The sequence below is a fragment of the Streptomyces sp. NBC_01260 genome (assembly GCF_036226405.1).
Taxonomy (GTDB): domain Bacteria; phylum Actinomycetota; class Actinomycetes; order Streptomycetales; family Streptomycetaceae; genus Streptomyces; species Streptomyces laculatispora.
The window spans coordinates 7,950,335-7,965,096 of record NZ_CP108464.1 but is presented as its reverse complement, the minus strand read 5'-3'; the positions used below and the strand labels follow the sequence as shown (position 1 = coordinate 7,965,096).

At 68.8% G+C, this 14,762-nt stretch carries 15 protein-coding genes; 5 read left to right on the top strand and 10 right to left on the bottom strand.

The window, feature by feature from the left end; genetic code table 11:
* Positions 1-109: 109 nt before the first annotated feature.
* The 3 genes from OG322_RS35425 to OG322_RS35415 form a co-directional block, all read right to left on the bottom strand.
* The gene (locus OG322_RS35425) at positions 110-775 is read right to left on the bottom strand and encodes a response regulator transcription factor (RefSeq protein WP_329307455.1); all 666 of its coding nucleotides are present in this window, start codon (positions 773-775) and stop codon (positions 110-112) included.
* Complete coding sequence (locus tag OG322_RS35420; RefSeq protein ID WP_329307454.1) at positions 772-2,121, bottom strand: sensor histidine kinase; 1,350 nt, start codon at positions 2,119-2,121, stop codon at positions 772-774. The genes OG322_RS35425 and OG322_RS35420 overlap by 4 nt, the downstream gene beginning before the upstream one ends.
* A 210-nt stretch (positions 2,122-2,331) precedes the next feature.
* Positions 2,332-3,081: a TetR/AcrR family transcriptional regulator gene (locus tag OG322_RS35415; RefSeq protein ID WP_124286298.1), complete on the bottom strand. Its 750-nt coding sequence runs from the start codon at positions 3,079-3,081 to the stop codon at positions 2,332-2,334.
* A gap of 128 nt (positions 3,082-3,209) precedes the next feature.
* Between OG322_RS35415 and OG322_RS35410 the strand changes: the two genes are divergently transcribed.
* On the top strand, positions 3,210-3,662 hold the full coding sequence (locus OG322_RS35410; protein ID WP_124286297.1) for a nitroreductase family deazaflavin-dependent oxidoreductase: 453 nt from the start codon (positions 3,210-3,212) through the stop codon (positions 3,660-3,662).
* Between the two features lie 101 nt (positions 3,663-3,763).
* Here OG322_RS35410 and OG322_RS35405 read toward each other — a convergent pair whose 3' ends face one another.
* Positions 3,764-4,981 carry a geranylgeranyl reductase family protein gene (locus tag OG322_RS35405; protein ID WP_123469558.1) on the bottom strand — a complete coding sequence of 406 codons (1,218 nt, stop codon included), beginning with the start codon at positions 4,979-4,981 and terminating at the stop codon, positions 3,764-3,766.
* Positions 4,982-5,164: 183 nt separating this feature from the next.
* Here OG322_RS35405 and OG322_RS35400 point away from each other — a divergent pair, with 183 nt between their 5' ends.
* Both OG322_RS35400 and OG322_RS35395 read left to right on the top strand, forming a co-directional pair.
* Complete coding sequence (locus tag OG322_RS35400) at positions 5,165-6,529, top strand: dipeptidase (RefSeq protein WP_329307453.1); 1,365 nt, start codon at positions 5,165-5,167, stop codon at positions 6,527-6,529.
* A gap of 132 nt (positions 6,530-6,661) precedes the next feature.
* A complete protein-coding gene (locus OG322_RS35395; RefSeq protein ID WP_124286296.1) occupies positions 6,662-7,372 on the top strand; it encodes an MBL fold metallo-hydrolase in 711 nt (236 codons plus the stop codon).
* On the opposite strand, the gene OG322_RS35390 is transcribed toward OG322_RS35395, so the two are convergent.
* The 6 genes from OG322_RS35390 to OG322_RS35365 all read right to left on the bottom strand — a co-directional run bounded on the left by OG322_RS35390 (position 7,331) and on the right by OG322_RS35365 (position 12,507).
* Positions 7,331-8,368: an NUDIX hydrolase gene (locus OG322_RS35390; RefSeq protein WP_123469560.1), complete on the bottom strand. Its 1,038-nt coding sequence runs from the start codon at positions 8,366-8,368 to the stop codon at positions 7,331-7,333. The genes OG322_RS35395 and OG322_RS35390 overlap by 42 nt on opposite strands.
* Positions 8,369-8,370: 2 nt before the next feature.
* The gene (locus OG322_RS35385; RefSeq protein WP_329307452.1) at positions 8,371-9,702 is read right to left on the bottom strand and encodes an integrase; all 1,332 of its coding nucleotides are present in this window, start codon (positions 9,700-9,702) and stop codon (positions 8,371-8,373) included.
* A gap of 305 nt (positions 9,703-10,007) precedes the next feature.
* A complete protein-coding gene (locus OG322_RS35380) occupies positions 10,008-10,214 on the bottom strand; it encodes a hypothetical protein (RefSeq protein WP_123467340.1) in 207 nt (68 codons plus the stop codon).
* A 141-nt stretch (positions 10,215-10,355) separates the two neighbouring features.
* Entirely contained in the window at positions 10,356-10,892 is a 537-nt protein-coding gene (locus tag OG322_RS35375; protein ID WP_123467341.1) for a YcxB family protein, read from the bottom strand.
* A gap of 162 nt (positions 10,893-11,054) precedes the next feature.
* The gene (locus OG322_RS35370) at positions 11,055-11,513 is read right to left on the bottom strand and encodes a DUF1877 family protein (RefSeq protein ID WP_241200465.1); all 459 of its coding nucleotides are present in this window, start codon (positions 11,511-11,513) and stop codon (positions 11,055-11,057) included.
* A 193-nt stretch (positions 11,514-11,706) separates the two neighbouring features.
* Positions 11,707-12,507 (bottom strand): hypothetical protein, encoded by an 801-nt coding sequence (locus OG322_RS35365; RefSeq protein WP_123467345.1) that lies wholly within the window; start codon positions 12,505-12,507, stop codon positions 11,707-11,709.
* A gap of 368 nt (positions 12,508-12,875) precedes the next feature.
* Here OG322_RS35365 and OG322_RS35360 point away from each other — a divergent pair, with 368 nt between their 5' ends.
* Both OG322_RS35360 and OG322_RS35355 read left to right on the top strand, forming a co-directional pair.
* Entirely contained in the window at positions 12,876-13,139 is a 264-nt protein-coding gene (locus tag OG322_RS35360) for a hypothetical protein (RefSeq protein ID WP_260147294.1), read from the top strand.
* A gap of 398 nt (positions 13,140-13,537) precedes the next feature.
* The gene (locus OG322_RS35355; RefSeq protein WP_329307451.1) at positions 13,538-14,698 is read left to right on the top strand and encodes a glutathione-independent formaldehyde dehydrogenase; all 1,161 of its coding nucleotides are present in this window, start codon (positions 13,538-13,540) and stop codon (positions 14,696-14,698) included.
* Positions 14,699-14,762 lie beyond the last annotated feature (64 nt).

The window sequence follows — 14,762 nt, the reverse complement described above, 5'->3', positions numbered from 1 at the left end:
CACCACCTCTCCCCGACGCGGGGGGCCATGGGGCGCGTCGGGGACGTGCTGCGCGGTCCGGCCGCCGCGGCGCCAAGGCTGGGTCGGCGGGTGGTCCGGTACCGCCGGTTCAGCCCAGCCACCCTGGGCGGACGAGTCCCGACTCGTAGGCGAGCACGACCAGTTGGGCTCGGTCGCGGACGCGGAGCTTCACCATGGTGCGGCTCACATGGGTCTTGGCCGTGAGTGGGCTGACAACGAGCCGGCGGGCGATCTCCTCGTTGGAGAGCCCTATGCCGACCAGGGCCATCACTTCCCGTTCCCGTTCCGTCAGTTCGCTCAGGCCCGTCGCCGCCGCGGGTTCCTTGGAGCGGGCCGCGAACTCGGCGATCAGCCGGCGGGTGACGCCCGGGGACAGCAGCGCGTCACCGGCGACCACCGCCCGGACGGCCCGCAGCAGCTCTTCCGGTTCGGTGTCCTTCACCAGGAAACCGGAGGCTCCGGAACGGATCGCCTCGAAGACGTACTCGTCGAGTTCGAAGGTGGTGAGCATGACCACCTTCACCTCGTTCAGCGCGGGGTCCTCGGTGATGGCGCGGGTCGCTGCGAGGCCGTCGAGATGCGGCATCCGGATGTCCATCAGTACGGTGTCCGGCCGCAGTTCGCGCACCAGGCGGACGGCCTCCCCGCCGTCGGCCGCCTCGCCCGCCACCTCGATGTCCGGCTGGGCGTCCAGGAGCGCCCGGAATCCCGCCCGGACCAGCAACTGGTCATCGGCGAGCAGTACGCGAATCACGGTGTCTCCTTCTGGTGCGGCGCCCCGTCGGTTCCGCCGGCCGGCAGCGGGAGTTCGGCACGGACCCGGAAGCCGCCGTCGGAGCGGGTCCCCGCCTCGATCGTGCCACCCAGTGCCCCGGCCCGCTCCCGCATCCCCGCCAGTCCGTTGCCGCTGCCCCCTGCGTCCGTGCCGGTGGCCGGTCCCCGGTCGTCGATACGGAGCCGGATGCGGCCGGGCTCGTAACCGATTCCGACCTCCGCGGTACGCGAACCGGAGTGCCGCACCACATTGGTCAACGCCTCCTGCACGATCCGGAACGCGGCCAGGTCCGCACCCGGCGGCACCGCGCCGCGTGCGCCGTCGGTCGTGACGGTGACGGTCAGGCCGGTGCTCGCGGCCTGCTCCACCAGTTCGGGCAGCCGGTCGAGTCCGGGCGCCGGCGCCCTGGGCGCGTCCCCGGGGGTACGAAGCGTGTCGAGGACCTGTCTGACCTCGCCGAGCGCCTCCTTGCTGGCGGCCTTGATGGTGGTGAGCGCCGTGCGGGCCTGTTCGGGATCGGAGTCGAGCAGGGCGAGGCCGACCCCGGCCTGGACGTTGATGACGGAGATGCTGTGCGCGAGGACGTCGTGGAGCTCCCGCGCCATCCGCAGGCGCTCCTCATCGGCCCGGCGCTTCTCCGCGGCCGCCCGTTCCATCCGCTGGGCGGCCCACTGCTCGCGGCGTACCCGGACGAACTCCGCGGCGGCGACGATGGCCACCACCCAGGCGGCGACCCCCACTTCCTGCCCCCAGGGCGGGGCCGCGTCGCCGGAGGGAGGCAGCCAGCGGTAGAGCCAGTGGGCGACCAGCAGATGCCCCAGCCACACCATGCCGACCGCCGACCACGCGGCCCTGCGGTGTCCGGCGACGACGGCACTGAAGCAGCCCACGGCGACGGCCAGGAAGACCGGTCCGAACGGGTAACCGGCACCGAGATACACCATCGCCGCGGCCGAACTCACGAAGACGGCCACGATGGGGTGCCGGTGGCGCAGCAGCAGCACAGCCACGGAGACGAGGAGCAGAAGCCGGGCGAAGAGGTCCAGCGGGGCCTTCTCCCCGAGCTGGCCGTGGGCCGCGATACTCGATCCCACCATGACGACGACGCCGAGCAGCAGAGTCGACAGCCAGGGCAGACGGGCGGAGGACCGCCCCCGCACTCCGGTCAGCCAGCGCGGCGGCTCGCCCTGACTCCAGTGCGAACCCGATCCGTGCGAGCCTGCCATCCTGCCGTCCGGTTCCCCGTACGCCCAGGGCCGTCGCCGCTGCGGTCCGCCCTGGGTACCAGGGGGACCGCCGCTTGCCTGTGAGCGCTGCTCTTCCATGCCGGCCACGCTAGACCGCGGACCACCGCGCGGGCGTCCGCCGGGCGTGGTGATCACCCGTACTCCCTGTGGAGTACGGCGAACGGGGAAGGCGGGGGCGCGGAAGCCCGGTAAGAGGATGGCCAGGGCGGCCGGCCCGGCGGACGCCCTGGATCAGGTGCGCCCGGGATCAGGTGCCCGGAAGCAGGCGCGCCCGCGGATCAGGCGTTCTCAGCGCCGCGCCCGGCCCGCCGTGCCGGTTCCGCCGCGGCCTGCGGTGCCGAGCAGCCCGACCGTGCGGGCCAGCTCCTCGACGGCATGGCGGAAGAAGATGTCCCTGTCCTCCACAAGCCGGTTGAACTGGCCGAAGATCTCGAACGACAGCAGCCCGAACAGCTGAGACCAGGCGGCGACGATCGATACGGCGACCGCGGGGGGCAGTTCGAGGGCCAGGTCGGCGGCGAGCCTCTCGGCCTCGGGACGCAGTTCCTCGCCCAGCGGCGGCAGCGCGAGCCCCGCCTCGCGATGAGCGTCCTCCACAACGGCGATGAGGACGCGGCCGACGCGCGACGCGGGGCCGATGGTGGCCTGCGGCGCCGTGTAACCGGGCACCGGCGAACCGTAGATCAGGGCGTACTCATGGGGGTGCTCCAGCGCCCAGCTGCGTACGGCACAGGCGACCGCGACCCAGCGGGCCAGATGGGCGGCGGGAGTGGAAGGGCCCGGATCGGCCGTCCGGTGGGCGCTCTCGGCGGCCTCCCCCACTGAGTCGTACGCATCGACGATCAGGGCCGTGAGCAGTTCGTCGCGGCTGGGGAAATAGCGGTAGAGGGCGGAGGAGACCATGCCGAGCTCGCGCGCCACCGCGCGCAGCGAGAGCTTCGCCGCCCCCTCGGCCGCGAGCTGCCTGCGCGCCTCGTCCTTGATGGCGGCGGTGACCTCGATACGGGCCCGTTCCCTGGCTCCTCGGACAGTGCTCATGGGCCGCAGTCTGCCATGCGACGAGAGCAACGACCAACAACGAGAGCAATGCTCTTGCTTTCGAGCGCCAATCTCGTGCACACTGATCTCAAGCGAGAGCACCGCTCTCCCAAGCAGTGGGGGTCATCATGTCGCAGGCTTACTACCTTCAGGGAAGCCCGCTCACCGTCCGCCTGAACAGCTTCGTCGGCAGGCTCGCCCGGCACGGCATCAGCCTGCTCGGCACACAGGAGCTGTCGGTCCGCGGACGCAAGAGCGGTCAGATGCAGCGCATCCCCGTAAACCCCCACACCCACGAGGGCGCGCAGTACCTGGTCTCGGCCCGTGGCCACTCGCAGTGGGTGCGCAACATGCGGGCCGCGGGCGGCGGCGAACTGCGCAAGGGCCGCAGCAACCGCGCCTTCACCGCCGTGGAGATCGCGGACGACGCGCACAAGGTGATCGTCGTCCGCGCCTACCTGAAGCGCTGGGGCTGGGAGGTCAACCAGTACTTCAAGGGCATCACGGCCAAGTCCACGGACGCCGAACTCCTCGCGGCCTGCCCCGACCACCCCGTCTTCCGGATCACCGTCGAGGACTGAACAGCCGGCCTTGACGGCCCTCCCCCCGCACCGCCTCGGCCGGACCCGGCGACTGCCCGATCCGGCCGAATCGCTGCCGTACCCGCGAGGAGCGGCGGTCGTTACTTGCGGTCCATCGTGGACAGAGCCCGCTGCGCCAGCGGATGCGAACGGACCAGCTCGGCCAGCGAAGTCGTTCCCCGGGTGATCCCCGCGAACGCGTTCCACGCCGGACGGAATCCCGTCAGCACCGCGTGCAGCACACCCGGACGGCGCTCGAAGAGCTTCAGCATCCGCCGCCCCACGCTCATCTCGACGCCCAGCCCGGCCTTGATGGCGAAGGCGTAGTTGAGCGCCTGACGGCGGGCGTCCACCGCGTCGTGCGACTCCGCGACCCGGACCGCCCACTCACCGGCGAGCCGCCCCGAACGCAGCGCGAACGAGATGCCCTCGCGGGTCCACGGCTCCAGCAGACCGGCCGCGTCACCGCACACGAGCACCCGGCCGCGCGACAGCGGCGAGTCGTCGCTGCGGCAGCGCGTCAGATGGCCGGAGGAGATCTTCGGTTCGAAGCCGGCCAGACCGAGCCGCGCGACGAAGTCCTCCAGGTACCGCTTGGTACCACCACCGTCGCCGCGCGCCGAGATCACGCCGACCGTCAGGGTGTCGCCCTTGGGGAAGACCCAGCCGTAACTCCCCGGCATGGGGCCCCAGTCGATCAGGACCCGGCCGGCCCAGTCCTCCGCGACCGTCTGCGGAACGGGGATCTCGGCCTCCAGGCCCAGGTCCACCTGGTCGAGCTTCACCCCGACGTGCGCTCCTATCCGCCCGGCACTGCCGTCCGCGCCCACGACCGCACGGGCCAGGACGGTCTCGCCGCCGGACAGCACGACCGCGACCGTGCGCCGGTCGGGCACCGCGGCGCCGTGCTGTTCCACCCGGGACACCGTCGCTCCGGTGCGCAGTTCGGCTCCGGCCTTCTGCGCCTCCTCGACCAGGCCCGCGTCGAACTCGGGGCGGTTGATCAGCCCGAAGAGCATGCGCTTGGAGCGGCGGGTCCGCGCAAGCCTGCCGTTCAGCGAGAACGTGACCGCGTGAATCCGGTCCCTCAACGGAAGTTCGAATCCGGGCGGCAGCGAATCACGCGAATACCCGATGATGCCGCCGCCGCATGTTTTGTAGCGGGGCAGTTCCGCCTTCTCCAGCAGCAGCACCCGACGGCCGGCTACCGCCGCCGCGTATGCCGCGGAGGCTCCCGCCGGTCCGGCGCCGACTACGACGACATCCCACACGGACGACTCTTCGTGCTCATGTCCGGCGTCTGCGTTCTCGCTGCTCACGATGTGCTTCTGCTCCCGATCCGACCAGTGGCCCAAGCTGCTCACGGCATCCTACGGCTCGTTCAGGCCAACCCCTGCTGTGGGAGGATCGGCCGTGCCTTCGTCGTAACCACAACGCCGCATTCGCGGCGTTCAAGTACACGGATTCGTAGACATAACGTCGCACCTGCTAGGAGCGTGCCCATGACCGCCCATCCGATTTCCGAAACCATCGCCTCGCTGATGCCTCGCGCCAAGGCGGAGCTCACCGAGCTGGTGGCCTTCCAGTCGGTGGCGGATCCCGCGGTGTATCCGAGGAGCGAATGCGACGCCGCCGCCGAGTGGGTCGCCGGGGCGCTGCGCGACGAGGACTTCCAGGACGTCGCCCTGCTCGACACCCCGGACGGCAGCCGCTCCGTCTACGGCTACCTGCCCGGTCCGGCCGGGGCACCCACCGTGCTGCTCTACGCGCACTACGACGTGCAGCCGCCGCTCGACGAGTCCGCCTGGCTGTCCCCGCCGTTCGAGCTGACGGAACGTGACGGCCGCTGGTTCGGCCGGGGCTCGGCCGACTGCAAGGGCGGCTTCATCATGCACCTCCTCGCGCTGCGCGCCCTCAAGGCGAACGGCGGGGTGCCGGTCTCCGTGAAGGTGATCGCCGAGGGCTCGGAGGAGCAGGGCACCGGAGGTCTGGAGCAGTACGCGCAGGCGCATCCGGAGCTGCTCGCCGCCGATACCGTCGTGATCGGCGACACCGGCAACTTCCGGGCCGGTCTGCCCACGGTCACCTCGACCCTGCGCGGGATGACGATGCTGCGGGTGCAGCTCGACACCCTCGAAGGGAACCTGCACTCCGGGCAGTTCGGCGGCGCCGCGCCCGACGCGCTGGCTGCGATGATCCAGTTGCTCGCGTCGCTGCGCGCCGCGGACGGCACGACGACCATCGACGGCCTCACCGCCGATGCGAAGTGGGACGGTCTCCAGTACCCCGAGGCCGAGTTCCGCCAGGACGCGAAGGTGCTCAACGGTGTCGGACTGATCGGCACGGGTACGGTCGCGGACCGGATCTGGGCGCGACCGGCCGTCACCGTGATCGGCATCGACTGCCCGCCGGTCGTCGGCGCGACGCCCTCGGTGCAGGCCGGCGCGCGGGCACAGATCAGCCTTCGGGTGCCGCCGGGCAGCGACGCCGACGAGGCGACGAAGCTGCTCACCGCGCATCTGCGGTCGCACGCCCCGTGGGGCGCCAGGGTCTCGGTCGAGCAGGTGGGCCAGGGGCAGCCGTTCCGCGCCGACGTCTCCAGCCCGGCGTACACGGCGATGGCGGATGCCATGCGGGTCGCGTACCCCGGCGAGGAGATGCAGTCCTCCGGGATGGGCGGCTCGATCCCGCTCTGCAACGCGCTCTCCGTGCTGTACCCGGAGGCCGAGATCCTGCTGATCGGGCTGAGCGAGCCCGAGGCGCAGATCCACGCGGTGAACGAGAGCGTGTCGCCCCAGGAGCTGGAGCGGATGTCGGTGGCCGAGGCGCTGTTCCTGCAGAACTACGCCGCCTCCGGGAAGGCCTGAGCAGCACGGCCCGTGTCCTGGCGGACCGGGCCTGCTCAACGCGTAGCGGCCCGTCGCCGCTACGCGTTGAGCGAAGCACGCCCAGAGCGTAGATCCGTGCGGCGGACGCCCGCCGCTGCGTACGTTCGCCGCATGGATCTCGTCGAAGTACTTCCCCAGCTGCACATGTTCCGTTTCCCGATCGGTCAGGCCTACCTCTGGCGTGACGGGACGGAGCTGACCCTGATCGACGCGGGCGACATCAACGCCGCGCCCGCCATCGAGAACGCGGTGCGCGGCCTCGGTCTGGACCCCGCCCGGATCTCCCGCATCGTCATCACGCACGGCCATCGCGACCACTACGGCGCCGCCCAGGAGCTCGCCGACCGCCACGGCGCCGAGATTCTGGCGCACCGGCTCGACGCGCCGGTGATCCGGGGCGAGGAGGAGATCGGCGACCCGGTGCTGCTCGACTGGGAGGTTCCGTTGTACGAGCACGGGCTGACCGTACCCGTGGCCCCTCCGACCCGGGTCGACCGCGAGCTCTGTGACGGTTCGATGATCGACTTCGGCGGCGGTGCGACGGTGATCCACTCCCCCGGCCACACCCCGGGCTCCATCGGTCTCCATCTTCCCGCGCACGGGGTGCTGTTCACCGGGGACTGCGTGGCCGGCGTGGGCCGGGTCATGCTGGGCGTGTTCAACATCGACCGCGAGCAGGCCGTGGCCTCGTTCCGGCGGCTGGCGGCGCTGGAGCCGGCCACGGTCTGCTTCGGACACGGCGATCCCGTCACCGCCGGCACCGCCGCGGTACTGCGCGCCTCAGCCGACCGGGACTCCGGCCTCCAGATTGAACACGGCTGACTGTTCGCGGGCCCGCAGCGCCCAGCGCAGCCGTTCGTACCGCGCGGGGGGCAGCATGGTGGCCGCCTCCGCCTCGGTGACGAACCGCCAGCCGCGCAGTTCGGAGCCGGGCAGCATCAGCCGCTCGGCGTCCCGGCCCGGCAGCAGGCCGCCATCGAAGATCAGCCGCAGCCCACCGTATCCGGGCGGCTCGGGCGCCTCCCAGTCGATGACGAGCAGTTTCGGCACCTGTTCGAGCTGTATCCCTATCTCCTCGGCGACCTCCCTGATCCCGGCCTGCGCCGGGGCCTCACCGGACTCCACGACGCCGCCGGGGAACTCCCAGCCGGGTTTGTAGGTGGGGTCGACGAGCAGGACCCGGCCGTCCTCGTCGAAGAGCAGCACTCCGGCCGCGACCGTCTCCGCGGTCGGGTCGGGTGTCTGCACGATCTCGCAGGCCGGCGCCGCCCCCGTGTGCAGGGCCTCGGCTATCAGTTCGGCGGTCTCCTGCGGGGTGAGCGCGCTGTTGTCGATGGTGTGGGCGTCCCCGGTGATCCAGTCGAGCGCCGACCGGTAGGGTCCGATATGCTCGTACGCCCACTGCCGGACCTGTTCGCTGCGCTCGGGATCATCGTCGTCTTCCACTCGGTCGGCGATCCGTTTCCGCAGGATCGTTTCCTCGGGTGAGAGCAGCACATGGCGCACCGGAATGCGCCGGGAGGCGAGCCCTCCGAAGATCTCGTCGCGATACTCCTGTCGCAGCAGCGTCATCGGCACCACCAGTACCCCACCGACCTCGGCGAGCAGGGCTGCCGCGGTGTCCACCACCAGACGCCGCCAGATCGGCAGGTCCTGGAAGTCGGTCACCTCGGCGAGCTTCTTCTGGGGCAGCAGATACCGCAGCCCCGCGCCGGTCAGTTCAGGGTCGTAGAAGGTGCTGTTCGGGATCAGATCGATCAGTTCGCGCGCGGCGCTGGTCTTCCCCGCGCTGAACGCACCGTTGATCCAAACAACAATCACTAGTACTCCAGGGTGGGAAGGCCGCTGAACAGCGGCGGAGTGGATTTCGCGGGATCGTCTGGGAGACGGATGGGAAAAGGCGGTGTCCACAGCACGGCTCCCACCACTTCCGTCTCCCACACCTCCTGGAGATACCCAACGATCCGCTCCTCCATTGCGATCGTCACCTCGCTGTACACACCCTCCACACCCGGAAGCTCATGCCCCATTCGGGCCTCCACCGCCACGCGCGGAATGTCACCCGACTCATCCAGCTTGGCCTTGTGCCAGTGCCGAAGCCGGTAGATGTCCTCTCCGGACATCTCCTCGACCGCCGGCAGCGCAGGCCGCGCCCACCGTTCGTATCGCGGCCGGGATGTCCGCTCGTCGGCGCCGTCCCGGATCGGGAACCAGTAGGTGTTGTCGAAGTCGGTGGAGAGCAGCGGCTTGCCCTGCAGCGACAGGAAGACCCACGGCTGGTCATGGGACGCAAGGAGGGCCTGGTGCATCTCGTGCAGGAACGGCGGGAGGACAGTGGTCCTGGCGCTGTCGTACTTCGGTGCGGCCAGCACCGCCTGGCCCTCGGCCCGGTAGGTCTGGTACTGGACTCGGAGAGCGTGCAGGGACTCGTACCGCTGGAGGGCCTCCTCGCGCAGCCCGTCGTCCGGCTCGGCGGCAGGCCAGTATGCCGAGGCGTAGCCACGCTGCAGCCCGAAACTCTCGCCGGGCGACCGCATCCCCGTGAAGGCGATCGTCCAGACATAGGCCCATCCGGCGAACCCCCAGACGTGGTAGGCGTTGTGGGCCGGCTGGTGCACGGACCGGGTCGACAGCCGCCGCTTGACTCGGCGCACCTGCTTCTTCTTATACAGGCCCCGCCGCTTCTGCTCCACGATGGGCGACTCCTCGCGGTATTTGTACTTCACTACCGCATCGTCCATGAGCATCTTGAATGTGCCCAGGACTGCCTTCGCGTAGTTGTGCGAGTATTTGGCCTGCACGAATTTCCTGAACGTGTCGTACTGGATGGGCGTGATCTCGTCCACAGTGCTCTGCGCCCAATAGGGGCGGATCACAGCCGACAGCCGGGACTTGTACGACGACATGGAATTGCTGCGCAGACTGACCCCTTTGAACCAGAGGTCGCAGTAGTCCGCCATGTTGATCGGGGCGGCGCCCCTCTGTCCCCGACGGTTCCGCACGTCGGACTCCCGGTCGAGACCGAAAGTGAACGCCTCGTCCTCATCCGCGAACGGCACACCGTCCAGATTCTTGGACGCGGACCCGTACAGTTTCGTGGTCGTCGGCTTGCCGTCGTCGTCCAGCCTGCACTGCCCGGTCCACCACTTCACGCGAATGCTGTTTCCGCGAACTTCTGTGAATGGCACCCGTCATCTCCCACTTCGATGATCGGTGCGCGGTACCGGCGGACACTCCATCCGCTCATCCCCTCCGCCACCCGTCCTACCGTGGATGCCCTGTCGGGCATCCACGACATGACAGGCAATCAAGGCCCTGGGCTTCCATGAACCGCCTCACGCGCTTTCGGACTATGCGATCTTCGGCAATCCCGGACGGCAGGACGCACACCGTCTCTCCTGCTACTTGGGCCGCGGCAACGCGGAAAAGGTTGTACGGGGATTGAAGCGAATCCTGTTCATTCCGACACATCACCCGACCTCCGCAGCGCCTCCACGAACTTCTCACTGAAAGCGTCAAGCTCCCCGATCGCTACGTTCGGCATCGTCTTCCTCGCAGCCTCGAACACAGCTTCGCGGACGACATCCACGCTTAGCCTCGCCCCGGTCGATGCCGACTCGCCGCCGGGGGAGCCAACAAGGACTGGCTCGGCGCCTTCAGCCACCGCAACACAGCTCTCCGGCCTCGTCAGCCATGATCCACAGCGACGAGAAAATTCTGAGGACCTCATCCCGGTTGTCACCTGCGGCCAGCCGGGCAACACCCCTTCTCCCGTACGCGGCAACCCGGCCCTGGCGAGGAGAGGCTAACGGCCGTGTGTCCGCACGCTCGTGGAGCGGCGGAGCGAGGCCTCCAGCAGGACGCCCACCAGTTCGGTCTCGCCGGTCCTGGTAAGTAGCCGCTTGGGCACCATCAACAGGCCGCGCTTCCAGCCGAGGCGGCCGGTCACCACGTAGACCCGCTCCGTCTCGTAATAGCGGGACATGGTGCGCCACGGCACCCGCATGAGTTCGTCGGAGCCGCGGGAGAGGACGAAGCCGGCGTCGTCGATGACAGCCTGCTTCTCCCCCGTGGCCTGGTCGGCACGGAACATACGGCCAGCAAGCATCGGGGGCAGGAACATGCCGAGTGCACCGTAGACAAGAGCGAGCATCAGCAGTCCCGCGTTGATCGAGTTGCCGTCAGCGGAGGGCTTCAGGCTCAGCGCCGCCATCACGGCCGCGGCCACGACAATGAGCCAGCGCAGGCGTCGGAGCCATCCAGTTGCTGCGAGGGCCTCGTCGAACTCCTCCCGCGTCAGGATTCCGCTGAAGGTGATGGTTGTCTGCCGTATGTCGTCCACGGGCGCGGAGCTTACAGGTCCGCGCCTGGTGAGGTTCCCCGCTGCGCGGGAGTGGTTGGCCAGGGCGCGCATTTGGTTGTGAACGCGCGTAGGTGGACGCCGACGATCCACAGGTTCTCCGCAAGTATCAACGGACGGCTGTGACCAGCTCATGGCCACGTTTCAGGCCCACACCGCTTTGACCACGGCGTGGCCTGCCGAAGCCGCCCGCCCGTAGAACCCTTGGAGGTCCATGTGGTGGTCGAGGAGTATCTGCCTGGTCCAGCCGAGGGCCCTGAACCTGGCGCCGACAACGTTCCACAGCTCGTCGAAAGAGACAGTCGCAAGGAAATGCGCGGCCTGAGACACCCCAGGCGGCTCCAGAAGCATCAGCGGGGGGTTGGAGGGGTCGGCGTCGGCGCCGTGTGGCACCGGGCGGCCGCCGTAGATCGGCAGTGTCGAGGGCTCGTCGGCGCCTGTATCCGGGATATCGGCTGCGGCGTAGAAGTCGTTGACAGAGTCCCAGGCCTTGTTGATCGAAGTGGCGATACCCGCTTCGCACTCGTTGAGGTGGCTGTCCCAACCCTCAGACATGAACGCAGCTAGCCAGGTGTGGTCGTCCCGGATCTCGGACTCATCCACGGCGCGAAAGTGTAGGTAGATGCTCACTACGACGAGTTCCCCAGCTCGGCGGCCCGCCTGTCGGGCCGAACGGACAGAACCTAGTTGACGGCAGTGACAGCCGCGTGTCCTCGCTACCGACTCGCGCCGTCCGGCGGAACTGTCCCAAGCGTCCGCGAACTGGGCTCCGGATACCCGTGGCAGCGGAGTTCGGTCAGTCCTCCTGGTAGTTCATGAACCAGTGGGTGTCGAAATAGCGGGCCATCGTGAACGGATGGTGGGGGTCGATGAGGATGCGACAGACGAACTGCGCAGCCTGGTAGCCGAAGGAGAGATCCTCGCCATCGAAGGACCGGACAACGACGGGCCAACGGTCGGGCTCGTCACCGTCCACCCGCCAGCAGTACAGGTCCTCGTGCTCTGTGCCCGCCCAGATGAGTAGCCCGTCCTCCTTGAGCGACGTCCACGGCTCCTGGTTCAGGCTCAGATATGCGTCGAAGGCACCCTCGCCGAACGTTTCAACCATGCGCTTGTAGTCGGTCGGGAGCGCAGTGCCCAGGCGCGACTCCACCTCCGCCCAGTGCACGTCCGGCCGCTGGGCGGGCTGCGTCCAGCCGGTGATCCGTATGAGCCGCTCCATCCAGTCGATGTCCTCGCCCTCGTTCGGAGCGACCGCCAGGGGTTCGGGCATCTGCCTCTGAGCGACTACAAGCACCGGCCACTCGACGCCTTCGTCGTCCCGCGCCGTACCCGTGCCAACCCACTGATTCCCGTACGCCCACGCCCGTATCGTCACCGCCCGGTCCTCGAATGGGACGAGGAGAGCCGCGCCCCTGGAATCATCGACCGTCGGATCGGCGAAGCCGTCGAGGACGAGGGTGCGTGGGGCTCCGTACCTGCTGGCGAGCAGGTCGGTCAGAGCTTGCGGGTCCAGGTCGCCGGGCAGGTTCATGTAGCCGTCTGCCAGGCCGAGCTGAGCCAGCAGATCGTCGACGGTCGTCTGCGTGAGCTTCATGGCGGACAGTGAAGCGCACTGCTCTGACAACGGACCTGCTCGGACGTATCCTCCGACGTCATTTGGACAGTTGCTGGGCCGGAGTTCCTCCAGCGAGATCGCGGTGGCATATGAGTTGCTGGCCGAGAAGAACCGACAGCTTAGAAGAACGGCACGCCGGCGCGTTGACCGGCGCGGCAGCTCTACGCTCCCGGACATCCGCCGACACCACGCCTGCCGTCAGTGACTACTGACACTGACTCTGCGAACGCTCTGACATGCCTTGCGCATCCCACCGACATCTACCGTGCGCAGGACGAGAACCCAAGACCACAGCCGCCCACGAAAGCCGGTAACAGCCCCGAGTTCCCGCCGAAGAACCCCCGGAATTGCTGAACCCAAGGGAGTCACGGGGCCGAGGGTTCGACAACCTGCACGTCCGAACCGGCAGGCTCGCGGACGCCCAGGTGCTGTACGACCACCCTGGAGAAGACAACTGGAGCCCGTCAAACCTCTGGTCCCGGGACCAGTCCTGGGTCCTGTGCACCGACTACGACCTGTGGGCTGCGAAGGTGGCCGGCCCCGCCGCCCTCATCGAAGCCCTCCTCGACGACGAGGAGCTTGAAGCCGTACGGCTGCCATGGGCAACCTGACCGGCCCGACCGGAGCTGTGCATCCGGGTCATCTGTCGTGCTCGGTCGCACTCGTGTGACTAGGCGGCGTGGTTGGCCAGACAGGCCAACCACGTGCACACATACGACACGGAGTCTGGTGTGCCAGCTCGCGCGTCGGCAGGACTTGCTCCTCCGGAGCGATCATGACCTCGCTGACCACGGCGCCCGCTGCCCGGGCGGTATCAAGTCACCCGCCTCCCGGAGAGTCGCGCCCGGCCAGGACGAGTGGGACGGTGGAGGGAGAGAAGAGGGCGCGCCGACGTGCCTCCCTTGAAACATGACGGACGACAGAGCACGGCGCCTCCGGCGCCGTCGACTACCCGCCGCCAAGCGCATGCAGCGATGGCGCTCGCGCGTAGCGGCGAGAGGGGTTGATCATGAAGGCAGCGGTGTACGAAGGACCCCGCACCATTGCGGTGAAGGACGTACCGGACGCGAAGATCGAGCACCCCAGCGACATCCTCGTGAAGATCACCAGCACCAACATCTGCGGCTCCGACCTGCACATGTACGAAGGCCGCACTTCGTTCGAGACCGGCCGCACGCTGGGCCACGAGAACCTGGGGCAGGTCGTCGAAGTCGGCTCGGCGGTCACCAAGGTCAAGGTCGGCGAGTACGTGTGCCTGCCGTTCAACATCGCGTGCGGTTTCTGCAAGCAGTGCGAGCAGGGCCTCACGAACTACTGCCTGACGATGCAGCCGGAGCCCGCCCTCGCCGGCGCCGCCTACGGCTTCGCCGAGATGGGCCCGTACCAGGGCGGCCAGGCCGAGCTGCTGCGCGTACCTTACGGCGACTTCAACGCCCTGCGGCTGGGCGAGGACGCCGCCGAGCGCCAGCTGGACTACGTGATGCTGTCCGACATCTTCCCCACTGGCTATCACGCCACCGAGATGGCCGGCGTCAAGCCCGGCGACCAGACCGTCGTCTTCGGCGCCGGCCCAGTCGGCCTGATGGCGGCCTACTCCGCGATACTCAAGGGCGCCGGCCGGGTGTGGGTGGCCGATCACCACCCGGACCGGCTGCGGCTCGCGGAGGAGATCGGTGCGATCCCGATCAACACCAACGACCAGGACCCGTCCGAGGTCGTCAAGGAAGCGACGCTGGGGCTGGGCGCCGACAACGGCTGTGAGTGCGTCGGCTACCAGGCACACGATCCGCAGGGGCACGAGGACGCAACGTTGACGATGAACCAGCTGATCGACGCGGTCCGGTTCACCGGCGCTCTCGGTGTCGTGGGCGTCTTCCTCCCCGAGGATCCGGGCGGAGCCGAAGCACAGGGAGAACTCGAGGCCAAGGGCAAGGTGCCGATCGATTTCGGCATGATGTGGTTCAAGGGCCAGAAGGTCGGCACGGGGCAGGCGCCGGTGAAGCGGTACAACCGGGCGCTGCGCGACCTCATCGCGGGCGGCAAGGCAGAGCCGAGCTTCCTGGTCTCGCACGAGCTGAACCTCGACGAGGCCGCAACGGCGTACGACCACTTCGATGCCCGCGACGACGGCTGGACGAAGGTCGTGCTGCACCCGAACGGTGCCACCTGAGACCGACGTGCCCTGGCAGGGCCCGAGTACCGGGTCCCAAGTCGCCGTATGGCGGTCTCCACTA

What these genes read in the sequence shown, in the direction of transcription:
- OG322_RS35420 (WP_329307454.1), bottom strand. Translation starts at nt 2,121, where the DNA reads ATGGAAGAGCAGCGCTCACAGGCAAGCGGCGGTCCCCCTGGTACCCAG.
- OG322_RS35415 (WP_124286298.1), bottom strand. Translation starts at nt 3,081, where the DNA reads ATGAGCACTGTCCGAGGAGCCAGGGAACGGGCCCGTATCGAGGTCACC.
- OG322_RS35410 (WP_124286297.1), top strand. Translation starts at nt 3,210, where the DNA reads ATGTCGCAGGCTTACTACCTTCAGGGAAGCCCGCTCACCGTCCGCCTG.
- OG322_RS35400 (WP_329307453.1), top strand. Translation starts at nt 5,165, where the DNA reads ATGACCGCCCATCCGATTTCCGAAACCATCGCCTCGCTGATGCCTCGC.
- OG322_RS35395 (WP_124286296.1), top strand. Translation starts at nt 6,662, where the DNA reads ATGGATCTCGTCGAAGTACTTCCCCAGCTGCACATGTTCCGTTTCCCG.
- OG322_RS35365 (WP_123467345.1), bottom strand. Translation starts at nt 12,507, where the DNA reads ATGAAGCTCACGCAGACGACCGTCGACGATCTGCTGGCTCAGCTCGGC.
- OG322_RS35355 (WP_329307451.1), top strand. Translation starts at nt 13,538, where the DNA reads ATGAAGGCAGCGGTGTACGAAGGACCCCGCACCATTGCGGTGAAGGAC.